This window comes from Amycolatopsis speibonae (assembly GCF_042647925.1).
GTDB lineage: Bacteria > Actinomycetota > Actinomycetes > Mycobacteriales > Pseudonocardiaceae > Amycolatopsis > Amycolatopsis speibonae.
This window is the reverse complement of sequence record NZ_JBHRWK010000014.1, coordinates 541226-557508: the sequence shown is the minus strand read 5'-3', so window position 1 is coordinate 557508 and position 16283 is coordinate 541226. Positions and strand designations below refer to the sequence as shown.

The window sequence follows — 16283 nt, the reverse complement described above, 5'->3', positions numbered from 1 at the left end:
GCCCGATGGACGATCAGCTGGCCGGGCCGTGGCTCATCGCCGGTGGGTACACCGTGGCCCTGGCGCTGTTGCTGCTCGGGGGGCGGTTCGACGGACGGCGGCCCACTGCGGCGGCGGTCAGCTACGCGCTCTGCGGGGTTCTCGTCTCGGAGACGTCGCTGTACTGGCTCTCGACGGGGTCCGCGGTTCCCGGCTGGCTGTGGTTCGCGTTCCCGCTGGTCATCGTGGCTTTGGCGGCGTGGCGGGGGTATCGGCAGAAGACGTGGATCGGCAGGCTCGACGCGTCTGGTGAGCCTTCCTTCGGCGTACTCCCCGCGCGGGGGATCGCCGTCACCCAGGCGTCTCCCGATTCCGTCGAGACGGCGGTCGAGTTCGACCACAACGGGCATCGGCTGCTCGGGGTCGAGTATCGGCTCGGCGGCGGTTCGGAGGGCTTCCCCGAGCTCGCCAGGACAGCTGACCTGACGGATGGGACGTACGCCCTGATCCAGCTGCGGACGCCCGTCGTGCCGTCGGTCGTCATCACGCCCGCGACCGGGGCTTTCGAACCGGAGCGGTTCACGCCGCTGGAGGACGCCCGCATCACTCGGAACACCGTCGGGGCGCCGAAGCCGGACGCGTTGCTCCAGCGGTTCGAGACCGGCACGGAGTTCGACCGCCGGTTCACCGTGACGACGTCGGATCCGGAGTTCGCCGCGGCGCTGCTCTCCCCCGGCGTGCGCGGGCTGCTGGAGGGAGACCCGTGGTTCCGGGTCCGTGAGGTGGCTTTCCACGGCGGCTCGCTGTGGGCCGCCGAATCCGGGACGTTGACCGAAGAGATGATGTTCGCCGACTCCCGCCGCCTGGCCGTCCTGGCGTCCACAGTGGACTGGGAGGACACGGATTTCCGGGCTGTCGCAGCGGCTTCCGACACCAGCGACGCCGGCTGGCTCGGCGGACGACGGGGCCCGCTCGCCGGGCTCCGCGGCCCGCTCAACCGGCGCCGGGAAGCGGCGGGCCGTCAGCCGCTGTCTTCGCTGTCCCTGGTGGCGCGGACCGTCGTCGCGCTCGCGCTGGTGCTGCCCGGGCTGGCGCTCGCGGTGAACTCGCTGACCGCGTTGACCGGGCTCGCTCCCGTGGCACGGCTCACCGTGACCGCGACCCTGCTGGCGGAGGCGGGCACGTCGAACTGCACCGGTTGCGGCAACGGCAACCTGGTGGACGGCATCTACGAACTCGACGGTGAGACGCACGAGGTCAAGGACCTGCGGTGGATGTCGTTCGGGACGTTCCCGGCGCGAGGCGACGTCGTCGACATCGCCGTGACACCGCTGTGGTGGCATCCGCTGATCGAGGGCAAGGACACGGGCGTCTTCCTGCTGCTGATCGGCCTGGCCCCCGTCCTCGCCGGTGCCCTCCTCGCCAAGGCGACCTACCGCCCGCGCCCGCGTCGCGTTTAGCGGGCTAAACGCGATCCGACAGGGCCGGGGCCAGGGGCTTCGCGAAGTAGTGATGCGCGAAGGGCTCGTCGTTGAAGGGCTCGACCGTTTCGTAGCCGAGGCGCGTGTACAGGGCCCTGGCCTCGACGAGGTCGTCACGGGTGTCGAGGCGGATCAACGTGGCCCCGAGGCCGCGGGCGACGTCTTCGGCGGCCGCCACGAGCAGCGCCGCGCCGCCCTTGCCGCGCTCTTCCCGCCGAAGGAAGACGCGAGTGAGTTCGGTGATGTCAGGGGCGGCGACCCGGAGCCCGGCGCAGCCGGCGAGTTCCCCATCGCGCCACGCGAGCAGGAAGGCGCCGGTCGGCGGGGTCAAATCCCGGCTGTGGTGCTCCTCAAGGGCGGCGTCGAGCTCCTCGTCGCTGATCTGGCGTCCGTAGAAGCGGGACGCGATCTCGTCCAGGTACTCGCGCAGCAGCCGGGCGGCGTCCGGGTGATCGACGGGGGTGACTTCGAAGCTCCAGGTCATGACTTCATTCTGCCGACCCGTGCCACCCGTTTTCCCCGACCGCCCAGATCGCGATTAGGGGGCTAAACGCGACGCGGGGCGGGCTGGTCAGGAGGGGGCGAGGCGGCCGGCGCAGGTCGCGACCTCGCCGGGGGTGGACTTCTGCGACGTGACGACGGCACCGCCCACGGCCACCCGGCATTCGACGGCACCCTCGCCCTGCCCCATCACCTGGACGGTCGGCGGGGTGCCGGTGTTCTTCCACGTGAGCTCCTTGCGCCACGGCAGCGTCACCTGCAGCTCCTGGTGCACGAGCCCCAGCCCGTTCGAGTCGTAGACCACGGTCGCGGTCCCCGTCCCGGCGAGCTCGTAGGCGATCTGCCAGTCATTCGACACCGGCCGCGGCCGCGCCTGGCTCAGCGTCCGCGTGATCGTGCGGTCCGGCTCCCGCGACGGCGCGGCCCCGGTCGGCTCGCCGACGACGGCCACGGTCTCGGGCTGCGGTTCCTCACCGCCGTTGAGCAGCACCACGCAGGTCGCGAGCGCGGCCACCACGATCCCCGCGATGGCGATACGCCCGATCAGTTGTCTGTCGGCCATCGGTTCTCCTCACCGAAAGGCGGCGGCGCGGCCCGAGAGCCGCGCCGCCACGGGAATCAGGACGGCAGCAGCTTGCCGGGAACGCCGTTGAGGGACTGGATGAGACCGAGCACCGGGACGCCGAGCGGCGCGAACGTCCAGATGTTGTTCAGGTCGCTCGTGTCGGGTTCGTCGACGACCACGACATCGTTCGGGGCTGCCTCGGCGGCGAGCGCCGGGGCGGCCGAGCCGAGTACGACGAGGCCGGCGAGCGCCGCGCCGGTGACCGCGCGGACGAACGTCTTCTTCATGGGATTCTCCTTTACTGGTAACGGTTCTTACGAAATCGGCGTGATGATCCCGTAGATCGGGGCGAGGAGGCCGGTGGGCACGGGGACGGCCGAGCCGAGCAGTCCACCGAGGTCGAGGCCGGGGATCAGCCAGACCGCGGGGTTGCCGCCACCGGTGGGCAGACCCGGCAGCGGGTCGGCCGAGGCGACCCCTCCGGCGAGTCCGGACAGCGCGCCCGCGACGGCGAGCGGCAGCAGCACACGGGCCGCGATTCGCTTCATCTCTTCTCCCTTTTCTTTACCGCTGCTGGAATCGAGCGGAATCCTTCACCGCAGTACCGAGCTGACAGGCACGATCGTGCCGTCGGGGATCCATTGCCCCGCGTAGTCCCGGTCGGCGATCATCCCGACGGCGTGCGGTTCGCCCGGATACATCGGCATGGCGTTGACCTGCGCCGCGGCGAAGATCTGGACGTCGCCGTTCATCGCTCGCCACTGGTCGCCCAGCCAGGTCCGGAAGCCGCCGAGCGTGGGGCTTTCGCCGCCGAAGGCGTTGCCCGCGGCGACGGCGAAACTCACCGCGACCTGCTCGCGCGGGTCGAACCTCAGCGGTACCGAGGAACTGGCGACGGAGTTGACGATCGGCCCGTTGAGCAGCCAGGGCGCCAGGTACAGGCCGTACTGGTGGGTCGGCTTGAGCCGCTGGGACTCGGCCGCGCGGGTCATCGCCGTGTAGCCGCCCGCCCAGCCGGACACCACGACCAGCGCGGTGTTCGGGCCCGCCTCGGCCTGCACGGGGAGCCCGGAGCGTGCCGCGGTCTCGCGGACCAGCTTCGCGGCCGCCACACTGCGCGGCGAGGTGTCTTCGGCGAGGATGAGCGCTGAAGGCTTTCGCCCGGCGAGGAACTCGACGAGTTTGACGAGAGAACCGCTGTCCTCACCCGAAAGCGCGTCCGCAGGGCATGAGGTGAGGACCTCGCGGCGGTCGGCGATCAGGCCGCCCAGCGCGGCCGAAGCGCATTCGGGCGCGTCCGTGTCCACGATGGCGAGTCCCTGCTCGTCACCCGCGTCGACCTCGATCGTCGTCTTCTCCCCGCCGCGGCTGATGATCAGGTCGCTGCGGCCCGCCGGCAGGTCGACCTCGGCCCAGGTTCCTTCGGCGCCGGGGCGCACGATGGCCTTGCCGATCAGGCCGCCATCGATACCCGCGGACAGCTCTTCTCCCGCACTCGCGGGAAAATGGACGAGGTTCTTGCCGGGCCGCTGCGGGCTCACCAGTACTGGGAATCGCTGGTCGCCGAAGGAAGCGTCGGAGAGCAGCGCGACACCGGGAGTCGGCGGTTCGGGCGGTCGGGGAATGGCGGCGAGGGCGCTCCAGGCGACGAATCCGACGGCCACGGCGGCCGCGCCGAACCGGTAAGCACGCGTGGAATCCCTGTCCGATAAGGAGAACCCGGCGACAACGGTGGCGAATACCGGCAGAACGGCGATCACCAGCAGCGTGACACCGAAGAGCGTTCCGTAGATCCGGCGGTCCAGGCCGAGGCCCGAGGAGAACAGCTGGACAGCGCCCGCGACGACGAGAAGTCCGCCCAGGGTCAAGGAAAGCGGGGCGAGCCGGAAGTTCGTCTGGCGCCACTGCTCGGCGGGCACCCAGAAGGAAAGAACGGTGACACCGAACCACAAGGCCGCCGCGGCGACGTAGACGGTGTCGATGGCGAACTCGACGCCTGTCCGCCCCAGCGAGGTTTCGAGCACCACGAGAGCGGCTAGCGCGAGGGACGCCCAACGGCCTGCGGAAGGCCGGCGGATCAGCACGGGAATAGCCAGTGCGAGCACGAGATGCACGATCAGCGCGAAGGCGTTGACGTCGGTCGCGAAGGCGGAAACCGCGGCGAGAGCGGCGGAAACCCCGCCGAGGGCGGCGATGGTGAGGTGCAGGCGTCGCGGCAGTTCGCCCACCAGCGGGCGAAGGATTCCCGTGCCGGCGAGGAAAGCCGTCGCCAGCAGGAGTCCCAGCCGAAGCAGGACCAGAGCGATATCGACGCCGGCCGAACCCGAGCTCGCCGGTAGGACGTGGTGATCCATGGGGACCTTCTCCGGGTAGGTCGGCGGGGCCGTGGGCGGCGGAGTGTGCCCGCCGCCCACGGCCTTCCGCGCCGAGCAGGGTTACTTGAGATCCGCGTCAGCCACGACGAACAGTTCGGAGTGCGGCTTGGCGTTGCCGAAGGACCCGTGCGGCCAGGTCTTCCGGTTGAAGTTGATCCCGACCTGTCCGGTGAACTCGTCCCGGAAGTTCTGGTCGACCGCGATCTTCCCGTCCTCGCCCAGGTTCAGCAGGTTGACCTTGTGGTCACCGTCCAAACCGGACCGAGCGACGAAGTAGTTCGACACCGCGAGGTGCTGCGGCTTGTCGGTTTCGCGGTAGTAGCCGTCGCCACCGAGCACGAAGTTGTCGTACGCGCCCCAGTGCGGGCCACCGCCCGAGGTGCCGGGGTTGATCGGCGCCGCGCCGACGACGGTCGGCAGGTCGCCGCCACCGCCCTGCTGGGACTTCTCCTTCGTGTCGATCCGGCCGTTGATGTTCTCGACCTTGTCGCCCGCGGCGAGCAGCTTCTGGATGTCGAGGATGTACACGCCACCGGTGGTGCCGGGGTCGTCCGGGCCGAGCGCGCCCTTGGACCGTCCGGTGATCGCGCGGTACAGGTACTTGTCGTCGGGGCTGGTCTGGATCCAGCCGCCGTTCGACCCGCCGCCGTTGGAGTCGTTGTTCGGGTGGATCGCCTTGTTCGCCGCGCCGTCGTCGAACACCTGGATCCAGTGCGGCTCCTTGGCGGTGATGTCCGGCGTGTAGAACACCGCGCCGCCCTGCATGGTCTGGGCGAACGCGCCCTTGTGGCCGGGCTGGTTGGTCACCGTGGTCTCCATGACCGCGCGGCTTTCGGCGTGCAGCGGGTCCGCCGGATCGGCTCGTGGACCGTCCGGCAGGTACGAGACCGTCTTGAGCTTCGGCTTGTTGCGGTCGGAGATGTCCCAGGTACGGACGGTCGGCCGTCGCAGATACGGCGACGGCTGCTTCACCGGGTCGAGGATGATGTTGCGCGGCTCGGCGTAGTCACTGGTGACCAGGGTGTTGAGGTCCTCGCGTGCCTGGATGCCGTGCGGGTTGGCGCAAGTCGGCTTGTCCAGTTGCGGGAGGTTGTCGCACAGCTTCTTGTTGTCGCCCTGCGGTGTGGCCGCCGGGGACTCGGAAAGCACCTGCGCGTTCTGGTCGAAACGGACGACCTCGCCGGGGCTGCCGGCGAAACCGTTGCCCACCACGGTGGAACCGTTGGCGTAGGTGTGCGGGCCGGGCACGACCGGGCCGCCCATGTACGTGCCGTACGCGGTGCCGTCCTTGAGAACCCAGTACGCGTCCGGCACGGAACCGCCGAGGGTCTGGGTCGGCAGGCTGACGCCCTTGAGTTTCAGTTGCGGCAACGCGGAAACATCGAACGCGTACGTCGCGGCGGCGAACAGCGCGCCGGCGTAGATCGTGTCGCCCTTGTGCCACACGTACTGCATGTGGTGCGGCTCGTTCTCGACGAGCGGTCCGACGGTGGCGGTGTTGACGACCTTGCCGTAGGTCGGCGATCCCTGCGTCGCGTCGATCACGGCGAGGAAGTCCGGACCGGGCAACGCGTTCTTGATCTTGTTCAGGCCGCCGCCGAGCGAACCCGGCAGGTTCTTGATGTCCTTGACCAGGGTGTCAGCGATGTTCTCGTCACCGGCCCAGACCAGCAGCCACTTCCCGCGCTTGCCGTCCGCGCCGCGGGACGCCGCGACGTCCTTGGACACCAGGTGGTTCTGGACCCAGTACTCTTTGCCGTCGGCCGCCTTCTTCGCATCCTTGACGACCTGGACGTCGGCGTAGGCATTCGTCGCGGAACCGGTGAAGGTCACCGTGCCCACGGCGAGCGCCGCCGCCATGGCGCCTATCACCACTTTTCGCCACTCTTTTCTCCGCTTAGACGAGTTGGATAGCATTCTTTCTCCCTGTTTTCGCTACCGAAGCGCCAGACAATCGACACACCTCTCCCCCATTTCGCGCAGGCGTCACCGGCACGGATCAAGGGAAAGCAATCAACCGCCGGTTCGCGCAGGGAACCGTTGCGGCACAGCGGAAAGTGTCAGCGCACGACGAACTGGCGCATCCGTTTCTGATACGCGAATTCAGCGGAACGCGACAAGCCCGGAATAGTTCAGGAATCCATACACAGCGCGCTTGCTTGCTGCCGCAAGTCAACGTGCCGGCGCCACACCAAGGCGACTGGGGATTGCATGGGCGAAATACTCGTGCGAAGCCGCCTGAGTGTCAATCTCGTGATCAAAGAATGGGACATGCCACGACAGGGTGGATTTCCCACGATGCGGATACGCCATTGGGCCGAACGGGTGGCGGATTTCCGAGTACTGGGAATTAGACCACTTGGCGGCACTACTGCAGGTCACAACGGACCAGTAACCCGCACCCGGCCCGCGCGGAGGCGTTACGGATTCGTTATGAAGGGCCGGGAACTCTGGTCCTGACCTGGGTCCGCAGGGCCTTCGGAGGCGGTAAGACAGGGCCATGCCGAAGACGTTCAGAAGGGCGCTGGCCGTCGCCGCGCTCGCCGTACTCACCGCGATTCCCGCGCCGGCCGAGGCTTCGGAGCCGAAGGCGCCACCGGAGTTCGTCGCGCTCGCCGAGGTGGCGCCGACGATCCTGCACGAGATCCGGTACCGGGGGCAGCACAACTTCGTCGGCCGGAAGGTCGACGGGTACGTCCAGCCGCTGTGCCTCCTGACCCGGCAGGCCGCGGAGGGGCTGCGCACGGCCCAGCGTCGGCTGCTGCGGCATGGCTACACGATCAAGGTGTACGACTGCTATCGGCCGCAGCGCGCCGTCGACCACTTCGTCCGGTGGGCCAAGGACCTCAGCGACGAGAAGATGAAGGCGGAGTTCTATCCGAACGTGGCGAAGAACCGTCTGTTCGACGACGGGTACATCGCGGAGAAGTCCGGGCACAGCCGCGGGAGCACGGTGGACCTGACGATCGTGAAGCTGCCGCCCCGGCCGCAGCGCCCCTATCGGCCGGGCGAAGCGCTGAAGCCCTGCTTCGCGCCGGACCGGTTCCCGGACAACACTGTCGACATGGGGACCGGGTACGACTGCTTCGACACGCTCTCGCACACCGACGACCCGCGGATCACCGGCGAGGCACGGGCGAACCGGCAACTGCTCAAGGTCACTCTCGCGGCCGCCGGATTCCGGAACCTCGCCGAGGAGTGGTGGCACTACACGTTCAACGGGGAGCCGTTCCCGGACACCTACTTCGACTTCCCCGTCACCCGCCACTCCCTGACCTGCGCCCCCTGCCCCCGGATCGCGATTAGGGGGCGAAACGCGATCCCGGCAGCCAGAAGCGCCACCTGCGTTTAGCCCCCTAATCGCGATCCCGGCGGTGGGAAGCGCCACCTGCGTTTAGCCCCCTAATCGCGATCTGGGCGCGGGGTGGGGTGGGGAAAGCGAAGCGCCCCTGGCCTGGGGCCAGGGGCGCTTCGGGTGGAGCGGGGTGGATCAGCGGAAGTCGCGGCCGAAGTCGTAGTCGTCCAGCGGAACCGCAGCACCCGGGGTGGAGCCGAAGACATCCGGGGTGTAGTAGCCGTCGTCGTAGGACGGGATCGCGTAAGCGGCGACCCGCGCCTCCTCGGTCGGCTGCACCTGGATGTTGCGGTACTTGTTGATCCCGGTACCGGCCGGGATCAGCTTACCGATGATCACGTTCTCCTTGAGGCCCACGAGCCTGTCCGAACGGCCGTTGATGGCCGCGTCGGTCAGGACACGCGTGGTCTCCTGGAACGAGGCCGCCGACAGCCACGAGTCCGTGGTCAGCGAGGCCTTCGTGATCCCCATCAGCACCGGGCGGCCCGAAGCGGGCTCGCCGCCCTCGGCGACCGACGCCCGGTTCTTCGCCTCGAACTTGGTCCGCTCGGGCAGCTCGCCCGGGAGGAAGTCCGTGGCACCGGAGTCGATGATCGTCACGCGGCGCAGCATCTGCCGCACGATGACCTCGATGTGCTTGTCGTGGATCGACACACCCTGCGCCCGGTACACCTTCTGGACCTCGTCCACCAGGTGCATCTGCGCCTCGCGCGGCCCCATGACCCGCAGGACCTCGTGCGGGTCCGGCGTGCCCTCGAGCAGCTGCTGACCGACGTTGACGCGGTCACCGTCGCCCAGCGGGCCGTTCGGGGTGTTCGCGAGCCGCTGACGCTTGGACAGCTTGTCGAAGACGATCTCTTCGCTGCCGTCGTCCGGGATCAGCGTGATCTTCCAGAACCGCTCGCTCTCCTCGATGCGCACACGGCCATCGACGTCGGCGATCGGCGCCTTGCCCTTCGGGACACGGGCCTCGAACAGCTCCTGGACACGGGGCAGACCGGTCGTGATGTCGTCACCGGCCACACCACCCTGGTGGAACGTACGCATCGTCAGCTGCGTACCCGGCTCACCGATCGACTGGGCCGCGACGATACCCACGGCCTCGCCGACGTCGACGAGCTGACCGGTCGCCATGGAGCGGCCGTAGCAGGTGGCGCAGATACCGACGGCCGACTCACAGGTGAGGACCGAACGCACCTTGACCTTGGAGATCCCGCTGCCGATGAGCTTGTCGATCGCCGGGTCACCGATGTCGTCACCGGCGTTGAGCACGACGTTGCCCTTGGCGTCGACCGCGTCGGTCGCCAGGTTCCGCGCGTACACGCTGGTCTCGACGTGCTGGTCGCGCAGGACCTTGCCGTCGCCGATGTCCTCGCCGATCGGCATGTTGATGCCGCGGGTGGTGCCACAGTCGACCTCGCGGACGATGACGTCCTGCGACACGTCCACCAGACGACGGGTCAGGTAACCCGAGTCGGCGGTACGGAGCGCCGTGTCCGCCAGACCCTTACGGGCACCGTGCGTCGCGATGAAGTACTCCGCCACCGACAGGCCTTCACGGAAGTTGGCCTTGATCGGACGCGGGATGTACTCACCCTTCGGGTTCGACACCAGACCACGCATACCGGCCAGCGACCGGACCTGCGTCATGTTGCCCGCCGCGCCCGACTTCACGATCATCGCGATCGGGTTGTCGTCCGGCAGCGCCGTCTCCATGATCTTGTGGACCTCTTCGGTGGCCTGCGTCCACACCTTGACGAGCTCGTTGTTGCGCTCGGTGTGCGACAGCTGACCACGCTGGTACCGCTTCTCGACCTGGTCGGCCTTGCCTTCGTACTCGTCCAGAATGGCCTTCTTGCCCTTCGGGACCAGCACGTCGGAGATCGCGACCGTGACACCCGAACGGGTCGCCCAGTAGAAACCGGCGTCCTTCAGGCGGTCCAGGGTCTGCGCGACCTGCGTCATCGAGTACCGCTCGGCGAGGTCGTTCACGATCAGGGCCTGACGCTTCTTCGGCATCGGCTCGTTGATGAACGGGTAGTCCGCCGGCAGCAGCTCGTTGAACAGCACGCGGCCCAGGGTGGTCTCGGCCAGCCATGCCTTGCCCGGCTCCCAACCCTTTTCCGCGAGCGTCGCCTCGTCGGCCTTCGCGGGCTGACGGTCGGTGATGCGGATCTTGATCGGGGCGTGCAGGCTCAGCGCCTTGCGGTCGTAGGCCATGATCGCTTCGGCGGGCGAGGAGTACGCGTTGCCGGCACCCTCGGCCTTCTCGGCGAGACGGGTCAGGTGGAACAGACCGGTCACCATGTCCAGACGCGGCATGGCGAGCGGGCGGCCCGACGCCGGCGAAAGGATGTTGTTCGCCGACAGCATCAGGATGCGGGCCTCGGCCTGCGCCTCCGCGGACAGCGGGAGGTGCACGGCCATCTGGTCACCGTCGAAGTCCGCGTTGAACGCTTCACAGACCAGCGGGTGCAGCTGGATGGCCTTGCCTTCGACCAGCTGCGGCTCGAAGGCCTGGATGCCGAGGCGGTGCAGGGTCGGCGCACGGTTCAGCATCACCGGGTGACCGGTGATGACCTCTTCGAGCACGTCCCACACCTGCGGCCGCGAGCGCTCCACCATCCGCTTGGCGGACTTGATGTTCTGCGCGTGGTTCAGGTCGACCAGCCGCTTCATGACGAACGGCTTGAACAGCTCGAGCGCCATGTCCTTCGGCAGACCGCACTGGTGCAGCTTCAGCTGCGGTCCGACGATGATGACCGAACGGCCGGAGTAGTCGACACGCTTGCCGAGCAGGTTCTGACGGAACCGGCCCTGCTTGCCCTTGAGCAGGTCGGACAGCGACTTCAGCGGACGGTTACCGGGACCGGTGACCGGGCGGCCGCGGCGGCCGTTGTCGAACAGCGCGTCGACGGCCTCCTGCAGCATCCGCTTCTCGTTGTTGACGATGATCTCGGGCGCGCCGAGGTCGATCAGCCGCTTCAACCGGTTGTTCCGGTTGATGACCCGGCGGTAGAGGTCGTTCAGGTCGGAGGTGGCGAACCGGCCACCGTCGAGCTGGACCATCGGGCGCAGGTCCGGCGGGATCACCGGGACGGCGTCGAGCACCATGCCGCGCGGGTCGTTGCCGGTGGCCTGGAAGGCCGCGACGACCTTGAGCCGCTTCAGCGCGCGGAGCTTCTTCTGCCCCTTGCCGTTGCGGATGGTGTCGCGCAGGTGGTCGGCCTCGGCCGCGACGTCGAACTCGGTGGCCAGCTTCTGGATGGCCTCCGCGCCCATGCCGCCGGTGAAGTACTCGCCGTACCGGTCGATGAGCTCGCGGTAGAGCAGCTCGTCGGCGATCAGCTGACGCACGTCGAGCTTGGTGAAGGTCGTCCAGACCTCCTCGAGACGGTCCAGCTCGCGACCGGCGCGGTCACGCAGCTGACGCATCTCGCGCTCGCCGCCTTCCTTGACCTTGCGGCGGACGTCGGACTTGGCGCCCTCCGCCTCCAGCTCGGCGAGGTCAGCTTCCAGCTTCTGCGCCCGTGCCTCGATGTCCGCGTCACGCTTGGTCTCGAGGTTCTTGCGCTCGACGCCGATCTCGTTCTCGAGGGTCGGGAGGTCGTTGTGCCGCAGCTCGGTGTTCACACCGGTGATCACGTAGGCCGCGAAGTAGATGATCTTTTCGAGGTCCTTCGGCGCCAGGTCGAGCAGGTAGCCGAGGCGGGAAGGAACACCCTTGAAGTACCAGATGTGGGTGACGGGGGCGGCCAGCTCGATGTGGCCCATCCGCTCACGGCGCACCTTGGCGCGGGTGACCTCGACGCCACAGCGCTCGCAGATGATGCCCTTGAAGCGGACCCGCTTGTACTTACCGCAGTAGCACTCCCAGTCCCGGGTCGGGCCGAAGATCTTCTCGCAGAAGAGGCCGTCCTTCTCGGGCTTGAGCGTCCGGTAGTTGATGGTCTCCGGCTTCTTGACCTCGCCGAAGGACCACTGACGAATGTCGTCGGCGGTAGCGAGGCCGATGCGGAGCTCATCGAAGAAGTTGACGTCCAGCACGTCTTTACATCCCCTTGGGGTTGATGCGACTAGAGGAGTTGGCGAGTGGAGGCGGGAGCCTGGGCGCAGTGTCCTGTGGGACACCCACGCCCGGGCCCAACCTCATCGCGGTCAGTGCACGACGTCGTCCACCGAGGGCGACTCGTTGCGGGACAGGTTGATGCCGAGGTTGGCCGCGGCACGCTCGAGGTCCTCGTCGTCGGAGTCGCGCATCTCGATCGCGGCGCCGTCGCTGGACAGCACCTCGACGTTGAGGCAGAGCGACTGGAGCTCCTTCAGGAGCACCTTGAACGACTCCGGGATGCCCGGCTCGGGGATGTTCTCCCCCTTGACGATGGCCTCGTACACCTTCACGCGGCCGACCACGTCGTCCGACTTGATCGTCAGGAGCTCCTGCAGGGTGTATGCGGCGCCGTACGCCTGCATCGCCCAGCACTCCATCTCGCCGAACCGCTGGCCACCGAACTGCGCCTTACCACCCAGCGGCTGCTGCGTGATCATCGAGTACGGACCGGTGGAACGGGCGTGGATCTTGTCGTCGACCAAGTGGTGCAGCTTCAGGATGTACATGTAGCCGACCGCGACCGGGTACGGGTACGGCTCGCCGGAGCGGCCGTCCAGCAGCGTGGCCTTGCCGTTCTGCTTCACCATGCGCTCACCGTCGCGGTTCGGCTTGGTGGCACCGAGCAGGCCGGTCAGCTCGTCTTCCTTGGCACCGTCGAACACCGGGGTGGCGGTGTTCGTGCCGGGGTCGACGTCGTAGAGCTCCTCGTTGAGGTTCTTCGCCCAGTCGGGGTTGCCCTCGATCTTCCAGCCCTGCGACGCCAGCCAGCCCAGATGAAGCTCCAGGACCTGGCCGATGTTCATACGACGCGGGACACCGTGGGTGTTCAGGATGATGTCGACGGGCGTGCCGTCCTCCATGAACGGCATGTCCTCGGCGGGGAGGATCTTGCCGATGACACCCTTGTTCCCGTGGCGGCCGGCGAGCTTGTCGCCCGGCTGGATCTTCCGCTTCTGGGCCACGTAGACGCGGACCAGTTCGTTGACGCCCGGGGGCAGCTCGTCGTCGTCCTCGCGCGAGAACACGCGGATGCCGATGACCTTGCCGGTCTCGCCGTGCGGCACCTTCAGCGAGGTGTCGCGGACTTCGCGGGCCTTCTCGCCGAAGATCGCGCGGAGCAGACGCTCTTCCGGGGTCAGCTCGGTCTCGCCCTTGGGCGTGACCTTGCCGACCAGGATGTCGCCGTCGCGGACCTCGGCACCGATGCGGATGATGCCGCGCTCGTCGAGGTCGGCCAGGACCTCCTCGGAGACGTTCGGGATGTCCCGGGTGATCTCCTCGGCGCCCAGCTTGGTGTCGCGGGCGTCGATCTCGTGCTCCTCGATGTGGATCGACGTGAGCACGTCGTCCTGCACCAGGCGCTCCGAGAGGATGATCGCGTCCTCGTAGTTGTGGCCTTCCCACGGCATGACCGCGACGAGCAGGTTCTTGCCGAGCGCCATCTCACCGTTCTCGGTGGACGGGCCGTCGGCGATGACCTGACCCTGCTCGACCCGGTCGCCCTCGTTGACGATCGGGCGGTGGTTGAAGCAGGTGCCGTGGTTGGAGCGACGGAACTTGTACAGTCCGTAGCTCTTCCGCGTGCCGTCGTCGTGCATGATCGTGATCAGGTCGGCCGAGAGCTCCTCGACGACACCGGACTGCTCGGCGACGAGCACGTCACCGGCGTCGACCGCGGCGCGCAGCTCCACACCGGTGCCGACGTACGGCGCCTGGTTGCGCAGCAGCGGAACGGCCTGACGCTGCATGTTCGCGCCCATCAGCGCGCGGTTCGCGTCGTCGTGCTCGAGGAACGGGATCATCGCCGTCGCGACCGAGACCATCTGTCGCGGCGAGACGTCCATGTAGTCCACGTCGAGCGGGTCGATCAGCTCGACCTCGCCGCCCTTCTTACGGACCAGGACGCGGTCTTCGACGAAGGTGCCGTCGTCCGAGATCGGCGCGTTGGCCTGCGCCTTCACGAAACGGTCTTCCTCGTCCGCGGTGAGGTAGTCGACCTGGTCGGTGACGCGACCCTCGACGACCTTGCGGTACGGGGTCTCGATGAAACCGAACGGGTTGACCCGCGCGTACGAGCAGAGCGAACCGATCAGGCCGATGTTCGGGCCTTCCGGCGTCTCGATCGGGCACATGCGGCCGTAGTGCGACGGGTGGACGTCACGGACCTCCATGCCGGCGCGCTCACGCGACAGACCACCGGGGCCGAGGGCGGACAGACGACGCTTGTGCGTCAGCCCCGACAGCGGGTTGTTCTGGTCCATGAACTGCGACAGCTGCGAAGTACCGAAGAACTCCTTGATCGCCGCCACGACGGGGCGGATGTTGATCAGGGTCTGCGGCGTGATCGCTTCGACGTCCTGCGTGGTCATCCGCTCGCGGACGACGCGCTCCATCCGGGACAGACCCACGCGGATCTGGTTCTGGATGAGCTCGCCGACGGTGCGCAGGCGACGGTTGCCGAAGTGGTCGATGTCGTCGGTCTCGACCGGGATGGTCTGGTCGCCGACGGTCACCTTGTCCTCGCCGGCGTGCAGCCGGACCAGGTACTCGATCGTCGAGACGATGTCCTCTTCGGTCAGCGTCCCGGTGTCGTACGGCGTGGTGAGGGCGAGCTTCTTGTTGACCTTGTAGCGGCCGACCTTGGCCAGGTCGTAGCGCTTCGGCTTGAAGAACAGGTTCTCCAGCAGCGTCTGCGCGCTCTCCTTGGTGGGGGGTTCGCCCGGACGCAGCTTGCGGTAGATGTCGAGGAGCGCCTCGTCGGTGCCGGCGGTGTGGTCCTTCTCGAGGGTGGCGAGCAGCGTCTCGGAGAACGAGAAACGCTCGCGGATCGCCTCGGTGGTCCAGCCGAGCGCCTTCAGCAGCACGGTGACCGGCTGGCGGCGCTTGCGGTCGATGCGGACGCCGACGGTGTCGCGCTTGTCGACGTCGAACTCGAGCCAGGCACCCCGGCTCGGGATGACACGGACGTTGAAGACGTCCTTGTCCGTGGTCTTGTCGACGCTGGTGTCGAAGTACACACCAGGCGAACGGACCAGCTGGGACACGACGACACGCTCGGTGCCGTTGATGACGAAGGTGCCCTTGTCGGTCATCACCGGGAAGTCGCCCATGAAGACCGTCTGGCTCTTGATCTCGCCGGTGTTGTTGTTCACGAACTCGGCGGTCACGAACAGCGGGGCCGCGTACGTCATGTCCTTGTCCTTGCACTCCTCGACGGAGGCCTTGACCTCGTCGAAGCGCGGGTCGGAGAAGGACAGCGACATGGATCCGGAGAAGTCTTCGATCGGAGAGATCTCGTTGAGGACCTCTTCCAGGCCACCGACCGGGTTTTCTTCACCTTCTTCGACGCGGCGTTCGAACCACGCCTCGTCGCCGGTGAACCATTCAAAGGACCTGATCTGCACGTCGAGCAGGTTCGGGGTGCTGAGCGGCTCGCGAATCTTTGCGAAGGAGACCCGTTTGGGGGCTCCCGGGATTCCCGTGGACTCCGAGCGAGATACAGCCGAGGTGGTCGCAGCAGTGGCCTGGTTCGCGGGAGAGACTGCCAAGATGCGTCCTTCCGGGGACAATGAGCGGTGAGCAGCCGCGTCAGCAACAGCTGAAGCGGACTGTCAAGGGTGCCGTGTGCCCACTATCCTAACTACCGGCTCCGGGCAGCCTGAAAGAGGGCAGCGCAAAGAAGCAGTCTAGCCCGAACGTCGCGGTCTGTCCAGGGGGCGCTCCCGATGGGGCCCAGCCTGCATCGCAACGTCTTCAGGTATGCCTCTCCTGGCTTCCCGGGCCGTCCCTCCCGCAAGGGCATCGCCGGTTCTCGCCGTTGCCAGTAAGCGTGACCCCACAGGGGCTCTGAGTCAAGATGCCGCGCGGTGGTCCCGCCGGTTGGCGCAGCGTGGAATAGGTTCCGCGCGGGACGCTT

Annotated in this window: 10 protein-coding genes; 2 read left to right on the top strand and 8 right to left on the bottom strand. The window is 67.7% G+C overall.

Annotated elements, in window-relative coordinates; all coding sequences use genetic code 11:
• Positions 1–5 precede the first annotated feature (5 nt).
• Positions 6–1439, top strand: a complete 1434-nt coding sequence (locus ACFOSH_RS10725; RefSeq protein WP_378238587.1) for a hypothetical protein — start codon at positions 6–8, stop codon at positions 1437–1439.
• A gap of 4 nt (positions 1440–1443) precedes the next feature.
• On the opposite strand, the gene ACFOSH_RS10720 is transcribed toward ACFOSH_RS10725, so the two are convergent.
• The 6 genes from ACFOSH_RS10720 to ACFOSH_RS10695 form a co-directional block, all read right to left on the bottom strand.
• Positions 1444–1944, bottom strand: a complete 501-nt coding sequence (locus ACFOSH_RS10720) for a GNAT family N-acetyltransferase (RefSeq protein WP_378238586.1) — start codon at positions 1942–1944, stop codon at positions 1444–1446.
• Positions 1945–2031: 87 nt separating this feature from the next.
• Positions 2032–2523: a hypothetical protein gene (locus tag ACFOSH_RS10715; protein WP_378238585.1), complete on the bottom strand. Its 492-nt coding sequence runs from the start codon at positions 2521–2523 to the stop codon at positions 2032–2034.
• A gap of 56 nt (positions 2524–2579) precedes the next feature.
• A complete protein-coding gene (locus tag ACFOSH_RS10710; protein ID WP_005166755.1) occupies positions 2580–2813 on the bottom strand; it encodes a hypothetical protein in 234 nt (77 codons plus the stop codon).
• Between the two features lie 27 nt (positions 2814–2840).
• A complete protein-coding gene (locus tag ACFOSH_RS10705) occupies positions 2841–3074 on the bottom strand; it encodes a hypothetical protein (protein WP_378238584.1) in 234 nt (77 codons plus the stop codon).
• 45 nt (positions 3075–3119) lie between these two features.
• The gene (locus ACFOSH_RS10700; RefSeq protein WP_378238583.1) at positions 3120–4880 is read right to left on the bottom strand and encodes a hypothetical protein; all 1761 of its coding nucleotides are present in this window, start codon (positions 4878–4880) and stop codon (positions 3120–3122) included.
• A gap of 81 nt (positions 4881–4961) precedes the next feature.
• Positions 4962–6761 (bottom strand): hypothetical protein, encoded by a 1800-nt coding sequence (locus ACFOSH_RS10695; protein WP_378238828.1) that lies wholly within the window; start codon positions 6759–6761, stop codon positions 4962–4964.
• A 640-nt stretch (positions 6762–7401) separates the two neighbouring features.
• Here ACFOSH_RS10695 and ACFOSH_RS10690 point away from each other — a divergent pair.
• On the top strand, positions 7402–8253 hold the full coding sequence (locus ACFOSH_RS10690) for a M15 family metallopeptidase (RefSeq protein ID WP_378238581.1): 852 nt from the start codon (positions 7402–7404) through the stop codon (positions 8251–8253).
• 138 nt (positions 8254–8391) lie between these two features.
• Here ACFOSH_RS10690 and ACFOSH_RS10685 read toward each other — a convergent pair whose 3' ends face one another.
• Together ACFOSH_RS10685 and rpoB are read right to left on the bottom strand one after the other, a co-directional pair.
• Positions 8392–12303 carry a DNA-directed RNA polymerase subunit beta' gene (locus ACFOSH_RS10685; RefSeq protein ID WP_378238580.1) on the bottom strand — a complete coding sequence of 1304 codons (3912 nt, stop codon included), beginning with the start codon at positions 12301–12303 and terminating at the stop codon, positions 8392–8394.
• 111 nt (positions 12304–12414) lie between these two features.
• Positions 12415–15915 carry a DNA-directed RNA polymerase subunit beta gene (gene rpoB, locus ACFOSH_RS10680; RefSeq protein WP_378238579.1) on the bottom strand — a complete coding sequence of 1167 codons (3501 nt, stop codon included), beginning with the start codon at positions 15913–15915 and terminating at the stop codon, positions 12415–12417.
• Between the last annotated feature and the right edge of the window lie 368 nt (positions 15916–16283).

Bases quoted from the DNA above. Each gene is read 5' to 3' on its own strand.
- ACFOSH_RS10720 (WP_378238586.1), bottom strand. From the start codon at position 1,944: ATGACCTGGAGCTTCGAAGTCACCCCCGTCGATCACCCGGACGCCGCC.
- ACFOSH_RS10710 (WP_005166755.1), bottom strand. From the start codon at position 2,813: ATGAAGAAGACGTTCGTCCGCGCGGTCACCGGCGCGGCGCTCGCCGGC.
- ACFOSH_RS10705 (WP_378238584.1), bottom strand. From the start codon at position 3,074: ATGAAGCGAATCGCGGCCCGTGTGCTGCTGCCGCTCGCCGTCGCGGGC.
- ACFOSH_RS10700 (WP_378238583.1), bottom strand. From the start codon at position 4,880: ATGGATCACCACGTCCTACCGGCGAGCTCGGGTTCGGCCGGCGTCGAT.
- ACFOSH_RS10690 (WP_378238581.1), top strand. From the start codon at position 7,402: ATGCCGAAGACGTTCAGAAGGGCGCTGGCCGTCGCCGCGCTCGCCGTA.
- ACFOSH_RS10715 (WP_378238585.1), bottom strand. From the start codon at position 2,523: ATGGCCGACAGACAACTGATCGGGCGTATCGCCATCGCGGGGATCGTG.
- ACFOSH_RS10725 (WP_378238587.1), top strand. From the start codon at position 6: ATGGACGATCAGCTGGCCGGGCCGTGGCTCATCGCCGGTGGGTACACC.
- ACFOSH_RS10695 (WP_378238828.1), bottom strand. From the start codon at position 6,761: ATGGCGGCGGCGCTCGCCGTGGGCACGGTGACCTTCACCGGTTCCGCG.